The following is a 12,882-nucleotide window of genomic DNA, read 5'->3' as shown; positions in this document are numbered from 1 at the left end:
GTCAGGCCAAGTACTGGAGCAAGGCCCCGCAGCGCAAGTGTTCTCGGCCCCGCAGCACCCCTACACCCGCCAGCTCCTGGAAGCCGCCTTCATGGCCTAACCCCGCCGCTGCTACATCCTGTGGGAGCTGCCGCAGGCGGCGTCCGGCCCCGATGCGGTTCAGGCGCCGGGGGTTATGACCACGGTACAGGTGGTACCCGCCGCCAGTACCATGTCCTGCGGCACGTCATCCAACTGGATACGCACCGGCACGCGCTGGGCCAACCGGACCCAGTTGAAGGTCGGGTTCACATCGGCCACCAGCTCGCGGCTTTCGGGGTTGTCGCGATCGTAGATGCCGCGCGAGATGCTTTCAACGTGGCCCTTGAGCACTTCGCCGCTCATCATCTGCAGCTGCGCCTTGTCGCCTACATGCACGTTGGGCAGCTTCGATTCCTCGAAATAGCCGTACACCCAGAACGAATGGCGGTCGACCACGGCCATTTTCGCCTCGCCCACCTTGGCGTAGTCGCCAGGGTGCACGTTGAGGTTGGTGACGTAGCCGTCGGTGGTGGCGAGCACCTGGGTGCGGGCCAGGTTCAACTCAGCGGCGGCCAGTTGCGCCTGGGCCTGCTGGTAGTCGGCCTGGGCGGCGCTGGCGGTGTTGCCGGCGTCCTCGCGGCTTTCCTTGGACACCACCAGGTTGTCCATGTCGGCGCGGCGCTTGGCATTGACTTCGCGCATTTGCCAGGTGGCCTTGCGCGAGGCCACCAGGGCCTTGGCCTGGTCCACGGCCACTTGGTAGTGGGCCGGGTCGATGCGCATCAGCACGTCGCCCTTTTTCACCAGCTGGTTGTCGTGCACCGGCACCTCCACCACCACGCCGCTGACGTCCGGGGCGACGTTGATGATGTCGGCGCGCACGCGGCCGTCACGGGTCCAGGGCTGGGCCATGTAGTGGTTCCACAGGGTCGAACCCAGCTGGGCGGCCACGGCCACCACCAGCAGGGTCGCCACTACGCTGAAGAGTTTTTTCATGGTTGGCGTCTCAACGGTAGATCGTCAGCGCCAAGGCGCTGAACAGGCAGATGAACAGGCTCAGGCGCACCAGCGGGGCGTGCCAGAAGAAGCGGTACAGGTTCAGCGCGATCAACGCGCGGTCCAGCAGCCAGGCCAGCAGCGCGCTGGCGCCGAGCACCAGCAGCAGCGTCGGCAGGTACAGTTCGAGGAAAAACAGTTCGCGGGGCATGGTCGGTCAGGTCCGGTTCAGGCGCTGGCCAGCGGCGAGCGAGGGTTGAGCAGGGCGCTGCGGATAAAGTGCAGGTACGCCGCCTGGGGCTGCGCCGGTTGTGCCGCCAAGGCGTCATCCAGGGCCAGCAGCGCCTGTTCGCGCCGGGCCGCGCCGGGGCGCTCGAACAGCCGACTCAAGGCGCTGCTCACCGCCGCCGGTGCCTGCCCCAGTTCGCGCAGGCGCACCAGGGCGTGGCCGACGTCCTGCACGCTCAGCGCCCATTGCAGCAGCTCGTTCTGCACCGCCGGGCGCGCCGCCGACAGCGCGGTGGCGTGCTGCAGCACGTCACGGGTGCGGCTTTCGAAGCGCTGGCGCAGGTGCTTCATGCCACCGTTGGCGGCAAAGCCCACCTGGCGGCGCAGGTCGCGCTGCAGGTGGCGCCAGGCCCAGGGTGCATTGGTGGGCAGAATCACCGCGCCGGCGATGGCGCACAGGCCGAAGGCGATGATGTTGGCGATGCAGTCGTTGATGAAGCCGGCCGGGTTATACACCGTCAGGTTCGCCGGGATGGCACCCGAGGCGAAGGTGATCAGGAAGCCCAGGCCGATGCCCATGGTGGACAGGCGCGTGGTCAGGAAACCGCCGAACAGCAACGCTGGGGCCAGCACGAAGCACAGCAGGGCGAAGCCGTCGATGTGCGGGTAGAGGAAGAAGTATTCGACGAAGCCGAACAGGCTGCTGAGCACCACGCCCATGCCCATCTGCACGCCGGCGCGCCATGGGTTCGGCGTGCTGGCGGTGAGACTGATGCCGGCTGCTGCGGAAATCATCAGGCTGATGCCGCTGGGCCAGGCGCTGGCCAGCCAGAAGCTGGCGGCCAGGGCCACGGTGATGAAGCCGCGCAGGCCTGACGCTGCGCACACCCACAGGTTGGTGCGTGGCGTGTAGCCGGCGGCCCATTGCTCGCGCGGGTGGCGGTGGCTGGCCAGCGAGGCGTGGGTCTGGGCGTAGTCGTGCAGCTCGTCGATAAGCCCCAGCAGCAGCTCGCCGGCGGTGTCCAGGTCCTGCTGGCAGGCGGTGGCGGGCAGGTGCTGCAGGCGCAGCGCGGTGTCGGCGTGCAGGCGGTTCAGGCGCTCGGCCAGGGGCGCGGCGCCGGCGCTGTCCAGCGGTTGGTCACGGTAATCTTCCAGCAGCCTCACCAGCCCGCCCAGGGCCGGTTGCAGGTCTTGCCAGGCGTGCGGGGCTTCGTGCCGCAGGCGTTCGAGCTGTTGGTGCAGGGCGTTGAAGCGCGTGGTGCACTGCATGAATTCGCTGTTGAGGCGGCTCAGGCGGCCGCTGCGCATGTGCGTCAGCGGGTCTTCGAATACGGTCACGCTGCGCAGGTTCTCCAGGCCCACGGCCTCGGCCACCAGGCGGCGGTTGTGCTGGGCGAAGGCGCCCTCGGCCAGGCGGCCTTGCAGGCTGTCGGCGGCAAACGCGGCGAACAGCCCCAGGCGCTTGCCGATGGTGGCACGCAAGGCGGTGCGGCTGTTCTGCGGGAAGATCACCGCCGACACCACGCCACTGCAAATCACCGCCAGGCCAATCTCGATGGCCCGCCACACCGCCGACAGGTACACGCCTTCAGGGTGGGTGAGGGCCGGCACGCCGACGATGGCGGCGGTGTAGCCGGTAAGCACGAAGGCGTAGGCCTGGAAATTGCGGTAGCGCGCCGACAGTCCGCAGCACAGCCCCACCCACAGCGCCAGGCAGCCCAGGAATACATCACTGTGCTGGCCGAACAGGGCGATCAGGGTGATCACCACCACCAGCCCCAGTAGCGTGCCAAGCAGGCGCCAGGCGCTCTTGGCGATGACCGGGCCGCTTTGCGGCTGCATGACGATGAATACGGTGACCAGCGCCGTGGACGGTTGCGGCAGCTCCAGGCGCAGGGCCAGCCAGTAGGTCAGGAAAGCGGCGCACAGCAGCTTGAACAGGTAGATCCAGGTCACGCCGTCGCGCTCGGCCCATTCGCGCAGGGCCGGGCGCCAGTCGGTGGCCAGGCTCATGGTTGCTGCTCGCCGCGCAGCAGCGCGAGGCCGGGCTTGGCCGGGGCGGCGCGGGCCGGGTCGGGGGTGTCGTTGCCGGCGCGCACGCCGCCGCCCAGGGCAACCACCAGCGAAGCCTGGGTTTGCAGGCGTGCGGCCTGCACCTGCTGCAGGGTCTGCTGCTCGCGGAACAGCTGGGTCTGGGCGTTGAGGACGTCCAGGTAGCCGGTCAGGCCGCGCTGGAAGGCGATGCGCGCAATGTCATAGCTGCGCTGGGCGTTGGCCACGCCCTGGTTGGCCAGGGTGAATTGCTGGTCCATGGAATGGCGACGGATCAGTTGGTCGCTGATGTCTTTCAACGCCTGCACCAGGGTCTGGTTGTACTGCGCCACGGCCAGGTCGTAGCCGGCCGATGCGGCGCCCAGCTGGGCGCGCAGGCGGCCGCCGTCGAATATCGGCAGGCTCAGGGCCGGGCCCACGGTCCACGTCTGCTTGCTGGCGTTGAGGAACTCCAGCACGCCACCGCCGGTGGCGCTGAAGCCAAGGCTGGCGGCCAGGTCGACGTCGGGGTAGAAGCCGGCGCGGGCCACTTCGATGCCGCGCGCCTGGGCGTTGACCCGCCAGCGGCTGGCGACCACGTCGGGGCGCTGGCCCAGCAGTTGCGCCGGCAGGCGGGCTGGCAGCGCCAACGCAGCCCCCAGTGCCAGGGTCGGGCGCTGCAAAGTGTGCGCGGCGCCCGGGCCCTTGCCGGCCAAGGCGGCCAGCTGGTTGCCGCTGAGGGCGATGCTTTCGTCGAGGCTGTCGATCTGGCGCAGGGTTTCGGGCAGCGAGGTCTGCGCCTGGCTGACCTCCAGCTGGGTGCCGATGCCGTGGTCAAAACGCTTCTGGGCCAGGTCCAGCACTTGTTGCTGTTGCTTGAGCAGGGCCTGGAGAATGTCGCGCTGGGCGTACTGTTCCGACAACTGAATGTAGGCGCGGACGATATTGCCTTGTAGCTCCAGTTGCGCCGCGCGCGCCTGGGCGGCGGCTGCATGGGCGCTGTCCAGCGCCTGTTCGGTGGCGCTCTGCTCGCGGCCCCAGAGGTCCAGGGAATAGCTCATGCCCAGGGCGGCGCTGTTGTCGAAGTCGGTGACGTCGGCCAGCTCGCCGGGGCCGTAGAAGTTGTCGGTGGGCCATTTGTGGCGGGTAATCGAGGCCTTGCCGTTGATTTGCGGCGACTCATTGGCGGCGGTCACCCCGGCCATGGCCTTGGCCTGGCGCACCCGCGCGGCGGCTTCGGCCAGGCTTGGGCTGTTGCGCTGGGCGTCGTCTATCCAGCTATTGAGCTGCGCGTCGCCATAGGCCATCCACCAGCGGCTGTCGGGCCAGTGCGCGTCGCTGCGGGCCTGGGCAATGGCCGCGTCGGTCTGCAACTGGTTGGCGGCCATGGGCCGGCTTTCGGGGCCGATGCCGTGGGTGCTGATGCAACCGCTGATTGTTAACGTTAATGTGAGTAACATCAGGGGTAAGGCGTGTCTGGTCATGCGTGTATCGTTCCCCTGATGTGCCCGTTGATTATGGATGGGGAGGATTTTACCGGCTGGCGGCTGATGCAATAAACGCAACAACACATGATTGTTTGTTGTAATTAATTTTATAATCGCCCGGTCTATCGGGGAAACATCAGATGAACATCCTCCAGTACATGCGCGCCTTCGTCTGCGTGGCGCAAACCGGCAGCTTCACCCTGGCCGCCGAGCAGATGAACACCACCACCGCCAACCTGTCGCGGGCGGTGTCGAACCTCGAAAGCCACCTGCGCACCCGGCTGCTGAACCGCACCACCCGGCGCATCGCCATGACCGAGGCGGGCAAGCGCTATTACCACCGTTGCGAGAGCATCCTGGCGTCGGTGGCCGAAGCCGAAGCCGAGGCCGAAGCCACCCAGGACTACGCCGCCGGCAGCCTCAAGGTGCACGCCATGGCGGGCATCGGCATGCACTACGTGATCGAGGCCATGGCCGACTACCGCGAGCGCTACCCCGAGGTGAGTTTCGACCTGCACCTGAGCAACCGCGTGCCGGACCTGATCGAGGATGGGTTCGATGTCTCCATCGTGCTGGCCGCGCAATTACCCGACTCGGGCTACATCTCCCAGCGCCTGGGCACCATCTACAGCGTGCTGTGCGCCGCGCCACGCTACCTGGAACGCCGCGGCGGCGGGCCGCGCACCCCGGCCGAGCTGGAAGAGCACGACTGCCTGCTGATGAGCAGCGTTGCCTACCCGGACAACCGCTGGCAGTTTGAAGGCCCCGACGGCCCGGAAGTGGCCTCGCTGCGCGCCACGCCGTTCCAGGTCAACGCCATCGACGCCATGCGCGTGGCCATCCGCAGCGGCATGGGCATCGGCGTGCTGCCCAGCTACTCGGCCATCGACGGCCTGCGCAGCGGCGAGCTGGTGCGGGTGCTGCCCGGCTACCGCCTGCAGCGCCTGAACCTGTACGCCATCTACCCGTCGCGGCTATTTCTGGACGCGAAGATTCGTACCTGGGTGGAGCATTTGCGGGCGTCGTTGCCGCAGGCGCTGGCGGATGAGGAAAGTGACTTGAACGCGCAAACCTCTAACGCCAGCTGACCCGTAGCAGCGGCCGCGAGGCCGCGTCACAGACTACGCGGTGCCCGCGGACGCGGCCATGCGGCCGCTGCTACGGGGGCTAGCTGCAATGCGCCGAAGGTGAGCTCCATCAGCGTGAAGGCGATGATGATCGGGCTGGCGCCGCTGAGCACCGCCACTATCTGCCACAACGCGAACAACCCCCGCGCGGCGGCGTCGTACAGCCCGTGTTCGGGCCGGGTGTGCCGCAGCCGCAGCAGCGCCCACACAATCACCACGCTGCCCAGCAGGTTGGCCATGAGCATGTGCGCCGGGTCGGCCAGCGGCTGCGGCGCGCCCAGGCCCAGGCTTGCCGATAAACCAGCCAGTTGGCCGAACAGCCATTGCATGCTCCACGGCGTCATGAATGCCGCCGTGGCAAACAGGTCGTACCAGGCACTGGCGCGCACCAGGCGTAAATAGCGGGGGGTATCCATCGTGACAGGCTTCCATAGTGATAGGATCGCCAGGCTAAACCCTGGTGCATGGTCCAGGGTCAAGGGGGCAGGATGAAAATAGGGCAGGTGGCCGCGCTGGCCGGGGTGAGTTGCGACGCGCTGCGTTTCTACGAGGAGCGTGGGTTGATCCACTGCACCCGCAGCGCCAACGGGTACCGCCATTACCACCCGGACACCGTGCAGCTGGTGCAGTACATCCGCACCGCGCAGCAGCTGGGTTTCAGCCTGGCCGAGGTGGGTGAGAACCTGCCGGCGCTGTGGCAGGCCAACGACGAGCCGGCCGAGCGGCTGGCAGCGGTGTTCGCGCAGAAACTGGCGGCCATCGATGAGCGCATTGCCCAGCTGCAGGGGCTACGCCAGGCCCTGAGTGCGCGGGCACAGGCGGTGTGCCCGCTGGCACCGGTGCTTGACGCAGGTGCAGGCGGCGGGTAACCCTGCGCCCTTGGCGTTTTACCCTCAAGGATTTTCCATGGCCGACAGCCCCATCCGCATCACCGGCAAGGTACTGCTCTCTGACAACTGGTACCTGCTGAACAAGTACACCTTCGACCTGCGCCGCCGCGACGGCGGCTGGCAAACCCAGACCCGCGAGGTGTACGACCGCGGCAACGGCGCCACCATCCTGCTGTACAACCTGGCCAAGCGCACCGTGGTGCTGATCCGCCAGTTCCGCCTGCCCACCTTCCTCAATGGCCACGACGGCTTCCTGATCGAGACCGCCGCCGGGCTGCTGGACAACGCCAGCCCGGAGGCGCGCATTCGCCTGGAAGTGGAGGAGGAGACCGGCTACCGGGTCAAGGCCATCGAGAAGATCTTCGAGGCCTTCATGAGCCCCGGCGCGGTCACCGAGCGCATCCACTTTTTCATCGGTGAATACGAAGACGGCGACCGCGTGAACGCTGGCGGCGGCCTGGAAGAAGAAGGCGAGGACATCGAGGTGCTGGAGCTGGGCTTCGACGAAGCGCTGGCCATGGTCAGCAATGGCCAGATCGTCGACGGCAAGACCATCATGCTGTTGCAGTACCTCGAATTGCGCATCATGCCGCGTTAACTGTCAGCCCTGCAGCACCTGCGCGCCGGCCTGGCGCGGCAGCTTGATGGCGTCCACCAGGGCAATCAGGCCCAGCACCGCGATGCCCAGGAAGGCCACGCGGAAGTCGCTGGGCTGGGCCTGGGCGGCGTGGCCCTGAATGCTCATGGACAGGCGCAGCAGCAGCGCCGCGGCGGCCACGCCCACGCCCATGCCCAGCTGGAAGAACATGCTGAACAGGGTCGAGGCCTCGCTCATGCGGTCCTTGGGCACGTCGGCGAAGCCGATGGAGTTGTAGCAGGTGAACTGCATCGAGCGCGACAGGCCGCCAATGAACAGCACCAGCGCCACCAGCGGCCACGGCGTGCTGGCGCTGAACAGCGCGCAGGCGGCGATGGAGGCCACGCCAATCAGGCCATTCACCAGCAGCACCCGGCGGAAGCCGAAGCGGCGCATGGTGGCGGTGGTGAAGGGTTTCATCGCCAGGTTGCCGGCGAATACCGCCAGCACCAGGCTGCCGGCGTACACCGGCGAGAAGCCGAAGCCTACCTGGAACAGCAGCGGCAGCAGGAACGGCAGGGCGCTGATGGCGACGCGGAACAGCGAGCCGCCGAAGATGCTGACGCGGAAGGTGTCAATGGCCACCGGGCCCAGCGGCAGCAGCGGCGAGGGGTGACGGCGGCAATGCCGGATGGCCAGCACCGCCAGCACCGCGCCGGCCGCCAGCAGGCCGAGGCCGGTGCCCACATGCTCGGCGCCGCCCAGCCACTCCAGGCCCAGCATCAGCGCCGCGCAGGCACCGGCCAGCAGCAGGAAACCGACGCTGTCGAACGGCCGGGTGTTTTCAGCGTGGCCCTTGGGCACCAGCCACAGCGCGCAGCCCAGGGCGATGGCGCCCAGCGGCAGGTTGACGAAGAAAATCCATGGCCAGGAGGCGTGCGTGACGATCAGCCCGCCCAGCGGCGGGCCAAGAATCGGCGCCACCAGGCCGGGCCAGGTGATGACCGCGATCATCTTCACCAAATCTTTCTTCTCGGTGGTACGCAGCACCGCCAGGCGCCCCACCGGCACCATCATCGCGCCGCCGATGCCTTGCAGCACGCGGGCCGCCACGAAGCTCTCAAGGCTTTGGCTCAGGCCGCACCACAGCGAGGCCAGGGTGAACAGGCTGATGGCGCAGGAAAACACCCGGCGGGTGCCGAAACGGTCGGCCACCCAGCCCGACAGCGGAATGAAGATCGCCACCGCCAGCAGGTAGGCGCTGATACCGATGTTGAGGTCCACGGGCGCCTTGCCAAATTGCTGGGCAATCTGCGGCAGGGCGGTGCTGATTACCGTGGCGTCGAGGTTCTCCATGAAGAAGGTGACGGCCACCAGCAGGGCGATCCAGGTAGCGGGCGTGGGGCGGTTGTCGGGCACTGTGGGGTTCCTTGTGTTGCCGAACGACGTACGAACAGGTGAGTTCGCGTTTCATTCTGCCTTCGGGGAAACCTTTTGTAACACCAATTTTCACCGGCGCCGGATGAAAATCGGAATACGCAGCCGTCTTCGGTGGGAGCTGGCTTGCCAGCGAGCTTTTCGGGCCCCAACAGCTCGCTGGCAAGCCAGCTCCCACATGAAGCCAGGCTGCGTCAGGGGCGCCGTGGTCGGTCAGGACAAGTTGAACTCGACGCGCTCAGGCACCCGCGTCATCAATACTTTGCCGCCGCGAATCGACACCCGCGCCTTGGCCTGGCGCCGCACCGCCTCGTAATCACTTTCCGCGTCCAGAATCACCAGGTTGGCCGGGCGCCCCACCTCAATGCCGTAGCCTTCGCCCAAATTCATGGCGCGGGCGCTGTTGTCGGTCACCAGGTCCAGGCTGCGGGCCAGGTCCTCGAAGCCCATCATGTGGCAAATGTGCAGGCCGGCATCCAGCACGCGCAGGATGTTGCCGTTGCCCAGCGGGTACCAGGGGTCCTTGATCGAGTCCTGGCCGAAGCACACGTTCAGGCCGGCGCGGTCCAGCTCGGCCACGCGGGTCACGCCGCGGCGCTTGGGGAAGGTGTCGAAGCGGCCCTGCAGGTGGATGCTCTCGGTGGGGCAGGAGACGAAGTTGATGCCCGACAGCTTCAGCAGGCGGAACAGCTTGGAGCAGTAGGCGTTGTCGTAGGAACCCATGGCCGTGGTGTGGCTGGCCGTGACACGGCTGCCCATGCCGCGCACGCGGGCTTCTTCGGCCAGCACTTCAAGGAAGCGCGAGTGCGGGTCGTCGGTCTCGTCGCAGTGCACGTCCACCAGGCAGCCGGTGCGCTCGGCCAGGTCCATCAGGAACTTGATCGAGCTGACGCCCTGGTCGCGGGTGTTCTCGAAGTGCGGGATGCCGCCGACCACGTCGGCGCCCATCTCGATGGCCTGCTCCATCAGCGCGCGGCCGTTGGCGAACGACTCGATGCCTTCCTGGGGGAAGGCGACGATTTGCAGGTCGATGAGGTGACGGGCTTCCTCGCGCACTTCAAGCATGGCCTTCAGCGCGCCCAGGGTCGGGTCGGTGACATCGATGTGGGTGCGCACGTGCTGGATGCCGTGCTCGGCGAGCATGCGGATGGTGGTGTGGGCGCGCTGCTTGGTGTCTTCGTGGGTAATGGTGGCCTTGCGTTGGCCCCAGCGCTCGATGCCTTCGAACAGCGTGCCGCTCATGTTCCATTCCGGCTCGCCGGCGGTGAGGGTGGCGTCGAGGTGAATGTGCGGCTCCACCAGCGGCGCGATCAACAGCTGCCCGCGGGCATCGACGTCATCGCCTGCAGGCGCGCGCGTGGCGGCTTGCGCAGTGATGGCGCTGATGCGCGCGCCGTCGCAGGTCACGGTAAACAGGCCCTGGCGTTTGCGCAGGGTGGCATTGATGATGTTCATGGGCGGTCCTGTAGCTGGGCCTCGGCCATGCGCCATACCAGCAGCGCGACCGAAGCGTTCATGCGGAAAAGGGGATCATCGAGCGACTGCTCGCTGAGCTGTTCGATTCGTTGCAGCCGTTGGTTCAGGGTGTTGCGGTGAACGCCCAGGCGCTGGGCAGCCTTGAGGCCGTTGCCGTTTTCCTGCAGCAGCGCGTCCAGGGTGTGCAGCAGGGTCTGCGGTTGTTTGCGGCCGGGTTCCTGCAACGGACCCAGCGTCTGGCGCACGAAAGTGTCGATGATGCGGCGGTCGGGGATGGCCTGCAGCAGGCGCAGCACGCCCAGCTCGTTGAAGTCGCACAGGCCGTTGGCCGGGCGCAGGTGCTCGGCCACTTCCAGCGCCTGGCGCGCTTCGCCCAGGGCCTGGCGGTATTGCCCGGGGTCGTCGACCACGGTGGACAGGCCCATGAACAGTGTCATGGGCGCGCTCATGCCCAGCAGGTCGCGGTACAGCGGTGCCAGTTGGCTGCGCGGGTCGACGTCGCTGGCCAGCAACACCACCAGCAAATCCCCCTGGCTGACCACCGGCAGCGGCAACGGGTGGGCGCTGTTCCAGGCTTCCAGCTGGTCTTCCAACGCCTGGCGGCAGTGCTGCAACTGGCGCTCGGCCTCGGGCGGCGGGCTGTGGGCGAACACTGCGGCCTGGTTCGACAGGCGCATCACCAGCACCCGCCGTGGCCCGTCCAGCGGCACCTGCAGGTGGGCGGCGCGCTGGCGCACGATGGCAAGCCCAGGGTAGTCGCCGCTCAGCAGCTGGCCGAGGATGTCGTGGCGCGAGCGGCGCACCTGGGCCATCTGCACCAGCGAGGTGCCGATCAGGTGGGTGACGATGACCATCTTCAGGCCGTAGGGCTGCTCGATCAGCGGCACGCCCAGTTCCTCTGCCAGCGCCACCACGGAAGCCGGGATGCGGCGGATGAACGCCTCGCCGGTAAGGATCACCAGCCCGGCGATGGCGCAGCGCTCGCCCTCCCGCACCAGGCGCAGCAGGTTGGCCTCGTCGCGCGCCAGGTTGATGCCGGTGACGAACACCAGTTCGCCGCCCATCACCCAGTCGGCGATGCCTTCGTTCTCGGCCACGTACGACCAGCGCACGCTGCGGTGGCACTGGCGGGCACCGGCACGCAGGGCCATGGCTTCAAGGCCCGGCAGCGCCAGAATCTGTTCAACGGTAAGGCTCACGTTTCCTCCTGCAGGTGAAGGCGGCGCTGGCCGCCCAGTTGCAACAGCAGCCAGTAGCAGCCGGCCGAGGCGGCGATGCCCACCAGCGGCGCAATCCACGGTGACGCATACGCGGCCACCGCGCCCACGGCGTAGGCGCCCAGGCCCGCCAGGTTATAGCGCGGCAGGCGGGCGTCCGCCAGGCGCGGGTAGCGGCCACGGTGGCGGCACCAGAAGTCGGCCATGATCACCCCGCCGATGGGCGGGATGATCGAGCCCAGCAGAATCAGGAAGGGGATCAGCAATTGGTACATGCCGCCGATGGCCAGCACCACGCCGACGCCGGCGGCCACCAGGGTCATGGTGCGCCGGCGTTCGCTGCGCACCAGGTGGCAGGCGGCGGCCGAGACGTTGTAGATGGTCGGGCCCTGAATCGTCCACAGGTTCAGGCACAGCATCACCACGGCGGCGAACGACAGGCCCTGCAGCATCATCACCTCGACGATGTCAGCCTGCTGGTAGACGATGGCGCACCAGGCCCCGGCGACGATCATCAGGCCGTTGCCCACCAGGAAGCTGAGCACGCTGGCAACCACCGCAATGCGCCCGCTGCGCGCCAGCCGCGTCCAGTTGGTGGCTTGGGTGGCGCCGCTGGCGAAGGTGCCGAAGACCATGGTGATGGCAGCCGACACGCTCATGGTTTGCTGTGGCAGCACGGCGCTCAGGCCCTGCCAGCCACCGATGGTGCGCGTGGCGATGACCATCGACACCACCAGCAGGATGAACATCAGCGGCACCGACAGCCGCGACAGCACGTCCAGGCCCTTGTAGCCCACCAACGCCGTGAGGCAGAAGCCGAAGCCGAACAGCACCATCAACGGCGTGGTCAACCCTTCGCTCAGGCCCAGCAGTTTCACCAGCACGATGGCTACCGTGGCGGTGCCCCAGGCATACCAGCCCAGTTCGGCGAAGCCCAGCAGCACATCGGAAAGACGGCTGCCTGCCTCGCCAAAGCAGAAACGCCCCATCAGCACGGTGTTCAGCCCGCTGCGCGCGGCGATCAACGCCAGGGCCGCGGCGTAGATCGCCAGCAGGCTGTTGCCGATGAAGGCGATCCACAGCATGTCGCTTACCCCGAAGGCCATGCCCAGCTTGCCGCCGGCAAACATGGTGCCGGTGAAGAAGGTGAAACTGAACAGCACCATGGCGATGGACAGCAACCCTTTGCGCCCTTGGGGTGGGGCTTCGCTCAAGGGAAAATCGGTTGCGCTCATTGTTGTTCTCCGCAGGCAATCAGTGAAGTGATAGGCCTTGCCAGAGCAAGTAGCGGGCCACTGCATAAAGCAGGGCAGAGGTGCTGTCGATGGGTGTTCACTGTGCACAGTCTTGTTGGTTTTATTGTACGGATGCTGTGCATCGTGCCTCAAAAGGTGG

General features: G+C 67.2%; 13 protein-coding genes. 4 read left to right on the top strand and 9 right to left on the bottom strand.

Annotated features, from left to right (window positions below; all coding sequences use genetic code 11):
* Window positions 1–100 (top strand): ABC transporter ATP-binding protein (locus tag AC0SZ7_RS06165; protein ID WP_475503785.1); only part of this gene is annotated, 100 nt, incomplete at its 5' end.
* Between the two features lie 59 nt (window positions 101–159).
* On the opposite strand, the gene AC0SZ7_RS06160 is transcribed toward AC0SZ7_RS06165, so the two are convergent.
* From AC0SZ7_RS06160 to AC0SZ7_RS06145, 4 genes are read right to left on the bottom strand one after another with little or no spacing between them, the layout of a single operon-like run.
* Window positions 160–1,017, bottom strand: coding sequence for an efflux RND transporter periplasmic adaptor subunit (locus tag AC0SZ7_RS06160; protein ID WP_475503541.1), 858 nt, complete (start codon window positions 1,015–1,017; stop codon window positions 160–162).
* Between the two features lie 10 nt (window positions 1,018–1,027).
* On the bottom strand, window positions 1,028–1,228 hold the full coding sequence (locus AC0SZ7_RS06155) for a DUF1656 domain-containing protein (protein WP_416424750.1): 201 nt from the start codon (window positions 1,226–1,228) through the stop codon (window positions 1,028–1,030).
* A 17-nt stretch (window positions 1,229–1,245) separates the two neighbouring features.
* Window positions 1,246–3,258: an FUSC family protein gene (locus tag AC0SZ7_RS06150; protein ID WP_475503540.1), complete on the bottom strand. Its 2,013-nt coding sequence runs from the start codon at window positions 3,256–3,258 to the stop codon at window positions 1,246–1,248.
* Window positions 3,255–4,760 (bottom strand): efflux transporter outer membrane subunit, encoded by a 1,506-nt coding sequence (locus AC0SZ7_RS06145; RefSeq protein WP_475503539.1) that lies wholly within the window; start codon window positions 4,758–4,760, stop codon window positions 3,255–3,257. The genes AC0SZ7_RS06150 and AC0SZ7_RS06145 overlap by 4 nt, the downstream gene beginning before the upstream one ends.
* 143 nt (window positions 4,761–4,903) lie before the next feature.
* Here AC0SZ7_RS06145 and AC0SZ7_RS06140 point away from each other — a divergent pair, with 143 nt between their 5' ends.
* On the top strand, window positions 4,904–5,851 hold the full coding sequence (locus tag AC0SZ7_RS06140; protein ID WP_475503538.1) for a LysR family transcriptional regulator: 948 nt from the start codon (window positions 4,904–4,906) through the stop codon (window positions 5,849–5,851).
* 26 nt (window positions 5,852–5,877) lie between these two features.
* Here AC0SZ7_RS06140 and AC0SZ7_RS06135 read toward each other — a convergent pair whose 3' ends face one another.
* Window positions 5,878–6,306, bottom strand: coding sequence for a hypothetical protein (locus AC0SZ7_RS06135; RefSeq protein ID WP_475503537.1), 429 nt, complete (start codon window positions 6,304–6,306; stop codon window positions 5,878–5,880).
* A 72-nt stretch (window positions 6,307–6,378) separates the two neighbouring features.
* On the opposite strand from AC0SZ7_RS06135, the gene AC0SZ7_RS06130 reads away from it, so the two are divergent.
* Together AC0SZ7_RS06130 and nudK are read left to right on the top strand one after the other, a co-directional pair.
* Window positions 6,379–6,759, top strand: coding sequence for a MerR family transcriptional regulator (locus AC0SZ7_RS06130; RefSeq protein ID WP_475503536.1), 381 nt, complete (start codon window positions 6,379–6,381; stop codon window positions 6,757–6,759).
* Window positions 6,760–6,796: 37 nt separating this feature from the next.
* The gene (gene nudK / locus AC0SZ7_RS06125; protein ID WP_475503535.1) at window positions 6,797–7,378 is read left to right on the top strand and encodes a GDP-mannose pyrophosphatase NudK; all 582 of its coding nucleotides are present in this window, start codon (window positions 6,797–6,799) and stop codon (window positions 7,376–7,378) included.
* Between the two features lie 3 nt (window positions 7,379–7,381).
* Here nudK and AC0SZ7_RS06120 read toward each other — a convergent pair whose 3' ends face one another.
* From AC0SZ7_RS06120 to codB, 4 genes are all read right to left on the bottom strand, one after another.
* Window positions 7,382–8,776: an MFS transporter gene (locus AC0SZ7_RS06120; protein ID WP_475503534.1), complete on the bottom strand. Its 1,395-nt coding sequence runs from the start codon at window positions 8,774–8,776 to the stop codon at window positions 7,382–7,384.
* Window positions 8,777–9,007: 231 nt separating this feature from the next.
* Window positions 9,008–10,249, bottom strand: coding sequence for a cytosine deaminase (codA, locus tag AC0SZ7_RS06115; RefSeq protein ID WP_475503533.1), 1,242 nt, complete (start codon window positions 10,247–10,249; stop codon window positions 9,008–9,010).
* Window positions 10,246–11,469: a PucR family transcriptional regulator gene (locus AC0SZ7_RS06110; protein ID WP_475503532.1), complete on the bottom strand. Its 1,224-nt coding sequence runs from the start codon at window positions 11,467–11,469 to the stop codon at window positions 10,246–10,248. The genes codA and AC0SZ7_RS06110 overlap by 4 nt, the downstream gene beginning before the upstream one ends.
* The gene (codB, locus tag AC0SZ7_RS06105) at window positions 11,466–12,722 is read right to left on the bottom strand and encodes a cytosine permease (protein ID WP_475503531.1); all 1,257 of its coding nucleotides are present in this window, start codon (window positions 12,720–12,722) and stop codon (window positions 11,466–11,468) included. Before codB ends, AC0SZ7_RS06110 begins: the two co-directional genes overlap by 4 nt.
* Between the last annotated feature and the right edge of the window lie 160 nt (window positions 12,723–12,882).

This window comes from Pseudomonas sp. JC1203 (assembly GCF_056175065.1).
Note: the sequence above shows the minus strand (reverse complement) of the source record. Positions and strands in the feature narration are given on the sequence as shown.

Excerpts from the sequence above, each read along its gene's own strand:
- AC0SZ7_RS06145 (WP_475503539.1), bottom strand. The coding sequence starts at position 4,760 with ATGACCAGACACGCCTTACCCCTGATGTTACTCACATTAACGTTAACA.
- AC0SZ7_RS06150 (WP_475503540.1), bottom strand. The coding sequence starts at position 3,258 with ATGAGCCTGGCCACCGACTGGCGCCCGGCCCTGCGCGAATGGGCCGAG.
- codA (WP_475503533.1), bottom strand. The coding sequence starts at position 10,249 with ATGAACATCATCAATGCCACCCTGCGCAAACGCCAGGGCCTGTTTACC.
- AC0SZ7_RS06155 (WP_416424750.1), bottom strand. The coding sequence starts at position 1,228 with ATGCCCCGCGAACTGTTTTTCCTCGAACTGTACCTGCCGACGCTGCTG.
- AC0SZ7_RS06130 (WP_475503536.1), top strand. The coding sequence starts at position 6,379 with ATGAAAATAGGGCAGGTGGCCGCGCTGGCCGGGGTGAGTTGCGACGCG.
- AC0SZ7_RS06160 (WP_475503541.1), bottom strand. The coding sequence starts at position 1,017 with ATGAAAAAACTCTTCAGCGTAGTGGCGACCCTGCTGGTGGTGGCCGTG.
- nudK (WP_475503535.1), top strand. The coding sequence starts at position 6,797 with ATGGCCGACAGCCCCATCCGCATCACCGGCAAGGTACTGCTCTCTGAC.
- codB (WP_475503531.1), bottom strand. The coding sequence starts at position 12,722 with ATGAGCGCAACCGATTTTCCCTTGAGCGAAGCCCCACCCCAAGGGCGC.
- AC0SZ7_RS06140 (WP_475503538.1), top strand. The coding sequence starts at position 4,904 with ATGAACATCCTCCAGTACATGCGCGCCTTCGTCTGCGTGGCGCAAACC.
- AC0SZ7_RS06135 (WP_475503537.1), bottom strand. The coding sequence starts at position 6,306 with ATGGATACCCCCCGCTATTTACGCCTGGTGCGCGCCAGTGCCTGGTAC.